Consider the following 10,754-nt stretch of genomic DNA (forward strand, 5'->3'; position numbering starts at 1 on the left):
AGGCCGGCCACCAGCAACAGTTGCCCGCGCCGGCGCGCCTGTCGCAGTCGCCGGCCAAGCAGCGAGGCAAAGGTGACGCCCGCCACGAAGGCGGCCAGCAGGCCAGCGGCAAAGCCCGCCACCTGCCCGGCTTCGGCCAGCCCCACGCCCAGCCGGGTGGAGTTGCCGCTCATGAAGCTGAGGAACAGCCCGCTCGAGGCGATGAAGCCCACGGCATCGACATAGCCGGCCAGTGCCGCCAGCGCGGCGGCGATCATCTGGTCACGCCGGGGATGATCCTGCATCAGCGATCGGGCACACGCCAGCGCCGGCCCGTCCACAGGCCCAGCAGCAGCAGGCCCAGCGTCGCCAGCAGCGGTGCCACCCGGCCCGGCAGCAGGTCGCGGGTGGCATTGGCCTGGATCTGGGCCGGGGCGCTGTAGCCGGCGGGCATCGGCAGCACCCGGTTGGCCCTGGCCCAGCGCTGCCACGCGTCCTGCATCGCGGCATGGCGCGCGGGTTCCGCGGCGGCGAGGTCACGCGTCTCGCCCGGATCGGCCATGATGTCGAACAGGTGCCAGCGCCCGTCGCCATAGGGCGGCAGGTTCTTCACCAGCTTCCAGCGGCCCTGATAGAGCACGGCATTGCCCGACAGTTCATAGCCGGTGGCCTCGTCGTCCGGGTGGATGCTGGCCGTGGGATCGGTCAGCGCCGGCAGCAGTGAGCGGCCCTCCAGCCCGTCGCGGGCGCTGATTCCGGCCAGATCGAGCAGCGTCGGCACCAGGTCGACGGCATGGGTCGGGGCGGGGGCCACCGCACCCCGGGCCTGGCGCAGCGCCGGCGGCAGGGTGACGATGAACGGCACCCGCACGCCGCCTTCCCAGGCGCTGAACTTGTATCCGCGCAGGGGGCTGGCCGCCGCGCTCGCCCAGCTGGCGCCGATGTAGGTGAGGCTGCCGGGCTGCCCCTGTCGCTCCGGCGCCATGTCATACTGCATGTGCGCGTTGAAGGTGGTGAAGCGGTTGGCTTCCGGATTGGTGGCCTCGGCACCATTGTCGGACACGAACACGAACAGCGTGTTGTCATACTGGCCCGACGCCTTGAGATGGGCGATCAGCCGGCCCACCTCGCGGTCCATGGCGGTGGCCATGCCGCCATAGACTTCCATGGCGCGGGCCCAGCGGGCGCGTTCGTCCCCGCTCAGGGACTGCCAGTCGCGCGTGCTGTCCATTGTGACGCGCGGGCCATCGGGCAACAGGCCCTTGCTGGCCACGCCCGCCGCGCGGGCCGCCCGCAACGCCGTCCAGCCGTCGTCATAGCGGGCGCGGTAGCGGGCGATGTCGGCCTCGCTGGCCTGCAGCGGGATATGATTGGAGAGGAAGCCCAAGGTGGCGAAGAAGGGCCTGCCCCTCACGCTGTCGATCTGGACAATGGCCTCGTCGACGATCAACGTGGAGGAATAGAAACTGCGCGGCAGCCGTGCCGTCTTGCCGTCCCGCGTCCAGTCGGCGCGCTCATAGAGCAGGCGATTGGGCTTGTTCTCCCAATTGTCGGCGCCGGATTGGGACAGGGCCAGCGCCCGGTCCCAGCCGCGGGCCGTGGGCAGATCGGCCGGGTCGTGGCCCAGATGCCACTTGCCGGCAAATAATGTGGCATAGCCAGCCGCCTTCAGCCGCAGCGCCAGCGTGGTGACGCCGGGGGCCAGCACCGCGTTGTAGCCGGGCTGGCCGCGATGCTCGGGCGGGATCGTCTCGGGCATGTTGCCGAGGCCTGCCTTGTGGGCATTGATGCCGGTGAGGAGCATGGCGCGGCTGGGCGAGCAACTGGCCGATACATGGAAATTGGCAAAGCGCGTGCCATTGCGCGCCAGCGCGTCGAGGTGGGGCGTGGCGATCTCGCTGCCATAGCTGCCGGGATCGGAATAGCCCCAGTCATCGGCAATGATCAGCACGATGTTGGGCCTCGCTGGCTTCGTTTGGGCAGGCTGGGCAGTTGCCGGGCCAGGCATGAGTGCGCTTGCCAGCAGCAGGGCGGCGAGACGCGTCACAGATGGTCGTCCTCGACCGCGCGGCTGCCGGCGGGCAGGAACAGCCGCAGGCCGTCGCTGGCGATCAGGATCGGGCCGCCAAAGCGCTGCGGGGCGTCGCCGAGGAAGGCGGCGTGGAACAGGCGCGAGGGCAGCGGCGGCGCAATATGAGTGAGCACCAGCTGGCCCACCCCGGCCTCGGCGGCGAGGCTGGCGGCTTGTTCCGGGGTGGTGTGATAGGTCAGGATGTCCCGCGTGATCTGGGCGGTGCGGGGCTGCCCGCTGGCCTCAAGGCCACGGGTGATGCCGGCCACCAGGCGCGGCTGCAGCGCTTCGTGCACCAGGAGATCGGCGCCCTTGGCGGCATTGGCCACCGCCGGGCTGGCCGCGGTGTCGCCGCTCACCACCACCACTCGGCCCTTGTAGGCAATGCGATATCCCCAGGCCGGGGCCACCGGCGCGTGGTTGACAGCAAAGGCGGTGATCACCAGGCCATCGCGGTTCCACACCACGCCCGGCTCCGCGTCCCGGCCAGCAATGCGGCCGCCGCCGGTGGGGGCAATAGCCTCGCCATGATGGGCGGTGCGGTAACCGGCATCGGCCGCCAGCATCAGGTTATAGCCCTCCGCCACCTGCGCCGTGCCTGGCGGGCCGATCAGCGGCAGCGGGGTTCTGGCGGCACTGCCGGTCCAGCGCAGCAGCAGCGCCGGGGCGAGGCCTTCCACATGGTCGCTGTGCAGATGGGTGAGCAGTACGCCGTCCAGTCCGCCCAGCTGCACTCCCCAGCTGGCCAGCTTCCTGACCCCGCCATCGCCGGCATCGATCAACAGCAGCGTGTTGCCGGCCTTGACCGCCAGGCACGCCTCGGCGCGGTCGGGATCGGGAAGCGGCGTTCCGGTGCCGCAGAAGATGAGGGTGAGGCCATCGCCGTCGCCGGCCAGTGCATCGCGCCCGGCACGTGTGGCTGCAATCCGGCCATAGAGCGCTTCACCCAGTGGCGCGCGCGCCAGCCACAGGCCGGCGGCCAGCACCAGAAGCACGATCAGGCCGCCCCAGCGTCGCATCATGGCGCAGCCTATGGGCATGTTGTGGCACTGGCAATGCAGGTGGTTCCAATTCCGCCGAGCCCTGCTAGCATCACCACCGGCAAGGGGGATCACATGGCAGCAGTGACGCGGTTGCTGGTGGCGGGTATCGGGCTGTTCAACATCGCCATCGGGCTGATGTTCCTGCTCAATCCGGCGGGTGCGGCGGGCGGCTTCTTCCTGATCCCCGATGGCAGCCAGGGCATGGCGACCCTCAGGGCCGACTTTCCCGGCTTCTTCATCACCGGCGGCAGCTTCGCCCTGATCGGCGCCGTGCAGAAGGACGCACGGGCGCTGCTGGTGCCACTGATGCTGCTGGCCATCGCGATTGCCGGGCGTGGCGTGTCGCTGCTGGCCGATGGTGCGCCGCCGACGGCCTTTCCGCCGATGGTGGTCGAAGCGGTGATGATCCTTATCCTGCTCCTCGCCCGGCGCAGTTTCGGGAGGGCGGCATGAAGCGCTGGGCGAAGATCCTGCTGGGCGGCGTCGCCGTCGCCGGCGCTGGCCTCTTCCTGTCGGCTGATTACATCAAGCTCAACCTCAACCGCTGGATCACCGAGCCGACGCAGCCCAACCGCGCGGTGACGTGGCAGCAAGGGCCGCAGGCGCCGCAGCCAGGCGAACGCCCGCCCAACATCATCCTGATCGTCGCCGATGATCTCGGATTCAACGATGTCACCATCACTGGCAAGGGCGTCGCCGGCACGCCGACGCCCAACATTGATGCCATCGGCCGAGAAGGCGTGGTGTTTGCCAATGGCTATGCCGGCAATGCCACCTGCGCGCCCAGCCGCGCCGCGCTGATGACCGGCCGCTATGCCACGCGCTTCGGCTATGAGTTCACGCCGACCGACGTGCGCGTGCCGGGCTGGTTCCCGACCAGCATCATCCGGCCTGATGCGCTGTTCGCCCGCAACATCGCCAGCTTCCCCAGCAACTGGGAACACAGGACGGTGTTCGACGAGGAGGCGGCGCGCAATCTGCCGCCACCCGGTGACAAGGGCGTGCCAGCGGCCGAGATCACCGTTGCCGAACAGCTGAAATCGCGTGGCTATCACACTGTCCACCTCGGAAAGTGGCACCTTGGCGAGGCCGGGGGCATGCGCCCCGAGGACCAGGGCTTCGATGAAAGCCTGGGCTTCATCATCGGCGGCCAGAAGTATCTGCCGGAGGATGATCCACAGTCGGTGAACAGCTACCAGGATTTCGACCCGATCGACCGCTTCCTGTGGGCCAACCTGCCCTTTTCGGTGCAGTACAATGGCAGCCCGCGCTTCGCGCCCGACCGCTACATGACCGATTATCTGAGCACCCAGGCCATCGCGGCGATCCGCGCCAACCGCAACCGGCCCTTCTTCATCTACCTGGCCTACAACGCGCCGCACACGCCGCTGCAGGCGCTGAAGAGCGATTATGACGCGCTCTCCGGCATCAAGGATCACCGCACCCGCGTCTATGCCGCGATGGTGCGCGCCGTCGACCGCGGGGTGGGCCAGGTGATGGCGGAGTTGAAGCGCCAGGGCCTTGATGACAACACGCTGGTCATCTTCACGTCCGACAATGGCGGCGCGCACTATGTCGGCCTGCCCGGTCTCAACCGGCCCTATCGCGGCTGGAAGGCAACCTATTACGAGGGCGGCACCCACCTGCCGTTCCTGATGCGCTGGCCGGCGCGCATCGCCCAGGGCAGCCGCCTGGCCAGCCCGGTCAGCCATTTCGACATCTATGCCACCGCCAGCGCCGCGGCCGGCGCTGCCCTGCCGGCCGATCGCCCGGTGGACGGGGTGGACCTGATGCCGTTCGTCACCGGGGAGGCGACCGGCGTGCCGCACCGCACGCTGTTCTGGCGCTCTGGCGGCTATCGGGTGGTGCTGCACGATGGCTGGAAGCTGCACAGCCTGACGCACCCGCGGGAGGACCGGCTCTATGACCTTGCCAGCGACCCCACCGAACAGCGCGACGTGGCGGCGCAGCAGCCAGCCCGGGTGGCCGCGATGAAGGCGCTGCTCGCTGCCCATGACCGGCAGCAGGCGCCGCCGGCCTGGCCCAGCCTGATTCGTTCGCCGATTCCGCTCGACCGCCCGCTTGGGGTGCCGGCGCGTACCAGTGATCCCTATATTTACTGGTGGAACTGACGCATGAGCCGCGACACTGGAACCGCGCGGCAAGATATGCTTATGGGCCAGCCAGATGAGTGACCAACAGGAAACCGATGGGCGCCGTCTGCGGGCGATGGCCAGCCGCGATCGCATCATCCAGGCGGTGCTGGCACTGATCGACGAGGGCCATGGCATTCCCGGCGCCGAGGTGATCGCCGAACGGGCCGGGGTGGGCCTGCGCTCCGTGTTCCGGCATTTTGGCGATCTCGATGGCCTTTATGTTGCCATGCTCGACCGGCTGGGCAGCCGCTACACGCCGCTGGTGCGCTCCTACGAGGCGCCGACCTGGCAGGGCCAGGTGGGCGAATCGCTGTCCCGGCGCATGGAGATGTTCGAAGGCGTGCTGCCCTATCGCCGCGCCGCCGAGGCCTATCGCCAGCATTCGGCGATGATGCGCCACGGCATGGAAGCGCTGGACCGGATGCTGCGCGGCCGGCTGCAGGGCATCGTACCGGCCGAGCACCAGGCCGACGAGCTTTGGTTCGAGCAGCTCGACCTGTGGATGAGCCTTGATTCCTATGGCCGCCTGCGCGACCGCCAGAAGCTTGACCCCGAGCGGACCTATCAGGTGATCCGCACGGCGGTGGACGCATTGCTCGCCGCCAAGAGTTGAGACCCTGCCGACGGGAATGATTTGCGCAGCGGGGGGCTGAACGCTAAAGCAACGCGCTTTCCGGTGGCCCGTCGCGTCGTGCGGCAGGGAGCTTGAAGGCAGGCAGCGATGGCAGGCGACACCGCCCCACAGGTGGGCATCATCATGGGCAGCCAGTCCGACTGGCAGACGATGGCCCACGCAGCCGAACTGCTGGTCAGCCTGGGCGTCGCGCACGAAAGCCGCATCGTTTCGGCCCACCGCACGCCCGAGCGCCTTTATGATTATGCGCGTTCCGCTGCGGGGCGTGGTCTGAAGATCATCATTGCCGGGGCCGGCGGTGCCGCCCATCTGCCCGGCATGGCCGCCGCCATGACCAGCCTGCCGGTGCTGGGCGTGCCGGTGGAATCGCGCACGCTGGCCGGGGTGGATTCACTGCTCTCGATCGTCCAGATGCCGGCCGGCGTGCCGGTGGGCACGTTCGCGATCGGCAAGGCCGGCGCCATCAATGCTGCCCTGCAGGCCGCCGCCATCCTGGCGCTCCATGATGCGGCGCTGGCCGAGCGGCTGGCCGGCTGGCGGCGCGCCCAGACCGATGCCGTGGCCGAGGCTCCGTCGGACACCCTGCCCTGATGCTGGCACCAGGCGGGACGATCGGCATCCTGGGCGGTGGCCAGCTGGGGCGCATGCTGGCGCTGGCGGCGGCCGAGCTTGGCTATCGCTGCCACATCTTCGCCCCTGAAGACGATCCGCCCGCTGCGGCCGTGAGCGCAGCCCACACCCGCGCCGACTATGGCGATGCCGCCGCCATGACGGCCTTTGCCGCGGCCGTCGATGTCATCACGCTGGAGTGGGAGAATGTCGATTGTGCGGCGGTGCGCCATCTGGCCGGGCTGAAGCCGGTGCATCCGGGCGCCCACAGCCTGGAAGTGGCGCAGGACCGCATGGCCGAAAAGCAGTTCGTGGAATGGTTGGGCGGTCGCACCGCGCCCTGGGCGCAGGTGGACAGCCGCGCCGGGCTCGATGCCGCCATCGCGCAGCTTGGCCTGCCGGCGATCCTGAAGACGCGGCGCTTCGGTTATGACGGCAAGGGCCAGGCCCGCATTCTTGCCGCCGGCGATGCCGATGCCGCCTGGGAAGCGATCGGCGGCCAGCCGGCGATCCTCGAAGCGATGGTGGATTTCGCCCATGAATACAGCGTGATCCTGTGCCGCGCCGCCGATGGCACGATGGTCGATTGGCCGGTACCGGTAAACGTGCACAAGGGCGGCATCCTTGCCACCTCCAGCCTGCCGGCGCCGGCGCTGGTGCGCAGGCAGGCCGCAGAGGCGGCGGCACTGGCCCGCACCGTGGCCGAAAAGCTGGGCCATGTCGGCGTGCTGACCTGCGAATTCTTCGCCTGCCGCGATGGCCTGCGTTTCAACGAGATGGCGCCGCGCGTCCACAACAGCGGCCACTGGACGATCGAGGGCAGCCACACCAGCCAGTTCGAGAACCATGTCCGCGCCGTGGTGGGCCTGCCGCTGCGGCCCACCGGGTTGGTCGCCCCGCGCGTGACGATGACCAACCTGATCGGCGACGACGTCGCCGACTGGCCGCGCCTGCTCGCCGACCCCGACGCCCACGTGCATCTCTATGGCAAGGGCGAAGCCCGGCCCGGCCGCAAGATGGGACATGTCACCCGCTTGGGGTGACTGAGCAGAGTGTCACGCGGCTGGGTTTAGCCTCAGCGCCGTGCTGCCGTGATCTTCGGCGCCTTGGGCGCTGTCGGCGCAAAGGCGGTGCCGAAATAATCGCCCTCATACCAGCGCGGTGCCGCCGTCGCGTCGGCGATGCGGCGGATGATGCCGATGTTGAGCCGCGTCCACTTGGCCGCCGCCGCCCAGTCGAACGGCAGGTCAAGCTGGTCCGATACCTCGTGATAATGGGTCAGGCGGAAGGTGCGCTCGGCGTCCTTGCACGCCATGCCGCCCCTGGTGTCGGTCCAGCCGGTCTTCAGGAACACCGAAGGTACGCCTTGCCGCACGAAGGGATAATGGTCGGATCGCGTGAACACCGCCTCTTCCGGCTGCGGATCGGGGGACACGCCAAGCTTCTCGGCGCGGGCCGCGGCCGCCACCACGCTGCCCAGCGTGGAGCGGTCACCGCCGAAGGCCACCACGTCGCCGAAATCGCAGGTGAGGATCGGCATGTCGATGTTCACGTCGGCCACCAGCCGCTTCACGTCCACGGTCGGCTGGCGCGAGAAATAGTCGGCGCCCAGCAGGCCTGATTCCTCGGCCGTGGTGGCGAGGAACAGCACCGAGCGCTTGGGCGGGGCCTTGGCCAGCGCGGTGGCCGCTTCCAGCAGCGTGGCGCTGCCGCTGGCATTGTCCATGGCGCCATTGAAGATGGCATCCTCGCCCGGCTTGGGATTGGCCTTGGTGCCGACATGATCGAGGTGGGCGGAGATCACGACGATCTGGTCCTTCAGCACCGGGTCGCGGCCGGGCAGCAGGCCCAGCACGTTGGGGCTGCTGATGCGTTCGACGGCCGTGGCGCGGCGAACCGTGAAGCGGCCGGGCAGCGCAAAGCCCTTCACCGGGCCCTTGGCAGCGGCGGCCTGCACGGCGGCAAAGTTCATCGGCGCCGATGCGAACAGGGCGGCCGCGGCCTCGTCGCTGATCGCTGCGCGCACCTTCAAACCGGTGCCGTCACCCAGCGGCTTGCCATCCGGGCCCAGCAACTGGCGGCGGGGCAGGCGGGCGCGGGTCACCCCCTTTTCCCACGGCAGGCGCGCGGCCTCCTTCAGGGTGCGCACGGTGATCAGGCCGATGGCGCCGGCGGCCTGGGCGGCCATCGGCTTGCTGTTGCGGGCCAGGTGGGCGGCCACCTCGCTGTTCAGCGTGTCGGGCGCGCCCGACAGCACCACGGCATATTTGCCCCTGAGGTCGAGCCCGGCAAAATCATCGATGCCCTGGGACGGGTCCTGCAGGCCATAGCCGACGAACACCATCTCGCCCGAGATCTCCTCCGCGCCCGGCTCGTTGCCCGGAGACAGCGCCATGCTCACCCCGTTCTCGAGCACGAGGCGCTGGCTGCCCAGATCGAGCGTCGCGGTTTCCTTCTCGCTGGCGAAGCGGCTTTCGGCAAAGCTGACGCGCTGGAACCAGCGGCCGGCGTCGCCCGCCGGGGTAAGGCCAACGCGGGCGAAATGCTGCGCCACGTAGTTGGCGGCAATCTCGTGGCCCGGCGTGCCGATGCCGCGGCCGCCCATCGTGTCGTCGGCCAGGAAAGCGACATGGGCGCGGAACGAGGCAGCCAGTGGATCGGGGGCTGCCTTGCGGCCAGCGGTCTGGGCGTGAACGGGAACTGCGGCGATGAGCGGCAGGGCGGCGAGGGCGGTCAGCAAGCGCTTGTTCATTGGCGTCGCCTAGCAGGGGCGCTAGACCCGTGCAATTGCCCTTGAAGGTGGAACCGATGCTGCGAAATTTCTGGGTGGCCGTGCTGGCGGCGGTCATGGCGCTGGTGCCGGCGACGGTTCGGGCGCAGGCGCCTACAGCGGCCCCTGCCAGCATCGCGGCGCTGGTCGCCCAGGCCAATGTGCCGTTCGAGCAGTTCACCCTGCCCAATGGCCTAAGGGTCATTGTCCACACCGATCGCAAGGCGCCGGTCGTGGCGGTGAGCATCTGGTATCACATCGGCTCCAAGGACGAGCCGCAGGGCAAGACCGGCTTTGCCCATCTGTTCGAGCATCTGATGTTCTATGGCAGCGAGAACAACGACGGCGTGTTCTTCAAGAAGCTGGAGGATGTCGGCGCCACCGATGCCAATGGCACCACCTGGTTTGACCGCACCAACTATTTCGAGACGGTGCCGACCCAGGCGCTCGATCTCGCGCTGTTCCTCGAATCCGATCGCATGGGCTGGCTGCTCGGCGCCGTCACGCAAGGCAAGCTGGATGCCCAGCGCGGCGTGGTGCAGAACGAGAAGCGGCAGGGCGACAACAGCCCGCTCGGCCTCACCTCCTATGCGACGCTGAAGGCGCTGTTCCCGCCCCAGCACCCCTATGCCCATGAAACCATCGGTTCGATGGCCGACTTGAACGCCGCCAGCCTGGCCGACGTGCAGAGCTGGTTCCGCAGCAATTATGGCCCCAACAATGCCGTGCTGGTGCTGGCAGGCGACATCGATGCCGCCACCGCGCGGGCGAAGGTGGAGCGTTACTTCGGCGCCATCCCGCGCGGGCCTGACGTGAAGCGCCTGCCAGCCCCGGTGCTGCGCTGGACGAAGGAGCGGCGTGAAACCCTGAATGACAGTATCCCCACCCCGCAGCTGACCTTCAACTGGGTGGTGCCAGGCAAGCTGGAGCGCGCCTCTGTGCTCGCGGATATCGCGCTCACCGTGCTGGCCGGTGGCCCGTCTTCGCGGCTCTACAACGAGCTCGTGCGCACCAAGAAGCTTGCGGTGTCGGTGTCGGGCGGCGTGCAGAGTTTCGAGAAGATCGGCATGGCCGAGATTTCGGTGACGCTGGCCCCCGGCGCAAAGCCCGAGGAGGTGGAGGCCATCGTCAAGCAGGCGCTTGCGAGGCTCGCCGCGGAAGGCCCGACGGCTGACGAGGTGGGCCGGGTTGCCACCCGCAGCGTGTCCAACACCATCCGTGGTCTGGAAGCGGTGGGCGGTTCTGGCGGCAAGGCGACGGCACTGGCCGAAGGGGCGGTCTATGCCGGCGACCCCGGCTTCTGGCGCACGGAGCTTGGCTGGTATGCCAATGCCACCCCTGCCGATGTGCAGGGCGCCGCGCGGTTGTGGCTCAACGAAGGCGTCTACTTGCAAACCGTGCTGCCCGGCACGCGCCCGCCTGCAGAGGAGGTGCCGCCGCCGCCCAAGGTTGCGGCCAGCGCGCCGCCCGCGAAAGGCCCGCCGCGCGAGGC

The 10,754-nt window shown here is 69.0% G+C and carries 10 protein-coding genes; 6 read left to right on the plus strand and 4 right to left on the minus strand.

Translation table 11 applies throughout. From position 1 onward, the window contains the following. From GJV64_RS06980 to GJV64_RS06990, 3 genes are all read right to left on the minus strand, one after another. Positions 1-284: DUF1275 family protein (locus GJV64_RS06980; protein ID WP_164156549.1), on the minus strand; the 284-nt coding region annotated here is incomplete at its 3' end. Continuing rightward, positions 284-1,930 (minus strand): arylsulfatase, encoded by a 1,647-nt coding sequence (locus tag GJV64_RS06985; RefSeq protein WP_235927637.1) that lies wholly within the window; start codon positions 1,928-1,930, stop codon positions 284-286. The genes GJV64_RS06980 and GJV64_RS06985, both read right to left, overlap by 1 nt. Positions 1,931-2,022: 92 nt before the next feature. Beyond that, entirely contained in the window at positions 2,023-3,072 is a 1,050-nt protein-coding gene (locus GJV64_RS06990; RefSeq protein WP_164156550.1) for an MBL fold metallo-hydrolase, read from the minus strand. A 93-nt stretch (positions 3,073-3,165) separates the two neighbouring features. Between GJV64_RS06990 and GJV64_RS06995 the strand changes: the two genes are divergently transcribed. The 5 genes from GJV64_RS06995 to GJV64_RS07015 all read left to right on the plus strand — a co-directional run bounded on the left by GJV64_RS06995 (position 3,166) and on the right by GJV64_RS07015 (position 7,535). Continuing rightward, complete coding sequence (locus GJV64_RS06995) at positions 3,166-3,546, plus strand: hypothetical protein (protein WP_164156551.1); 381 nt, start codon at positions 3,166-3,168, stop codon at positions 3,544-3,546. Beyond that, entirely contained in the window at positions 3,543-5,225 is a 1,683-nt protein-coding gene (locus GJV64_RS07000; RefSeq protein WP_164156552.1) for a sulfatase-like hydrolase/transferase, read from the plus strand. The genes GJV64_RS06995 and GJV64_RS07000 overlap by 4 nt, the downstream gene beginning before the upstream one ends. 55 nt (positions 5,226-5,280) lie before the next feature. Beyond that, the gene (locus GJV64_RS07005) at positions 5,281-5,862 is read left to right on the plus strand and encodes a TetR/AcrR family transcriptional regulator (protein ID WP_164156553.1); all 582 of its coding nucleotides are present in this window, start codon (positions 5,281-5,283) and stop codon (positions 5,860-5,862) included. Positions 5,863-5,970: 108 nt separating this feature from the next. Continuing rightward, positions 5,971-6,474, plus strand: a complete 504-nt coding sequence (purE, locus tag GJV64_RS07010) for a 5-(carboxyamino)imidazole ribonucleotide mutase (RefSeq protein WP_164156554.1) — start codon at positions 5,971-5,973, stop codon at positions 6,472-6,474. Continuing rightward, a complete protein-coding gene (locus tag GJV64_RS07015) occupies positions 6,474-7,535 on the plus strand; it encodes a 5-(carboxyamino)imidazole ribonucleotide synthase (protein ID WP_164156555.1) in 1,062 nt (353 codons plus the stop codon). Before purE ends, GJV64_RS07015 begins: the two co-directional genes overlap by 1 nt. 32 nt (positions 7,536-7,567) lie before the next feature. Here the strand turns inward: GJV64_RS07015 and GJV64_RS07020 are convergent, their stop codons facing one another. Beyond that, the gene (locus GJV64_RS07020) at positions 7,568-9,244 is read right to left on the minus strand and encodes a M28 family metallopeptidase (protein WP_164156556.1); all 1,677 of its coding nucleotides are present in this window, start codon (positions 9,242-9,244) and stop codon (positions 7,568-7,570) included. 56 nt (positions 9,245-9,300) lie between these two features. Between GJV64_RS07020 and GJV64_RS07025 the strand changes: the two genes are divergently transcribed. Next, positions 9,301-10,754, plus strand: a 1,454-nt coding sequence (locus GJV64_RS07025) for a M16 family metallopeptidase (RefSeq protein ID WP_164156557.1), incomplete at its 3' end; no start/stop codon positions are given.

The organism is Sandarakinorhabdus rubra, from assembly GCF_010994245.1.
Lineage (GTDB): Bacteria > Pseudomonadota > Alphaproteobacteria > Sphingomonadales > Sphingomonadaceae > Sandarakinorhabdus > Sandarakinorhabdus rubra.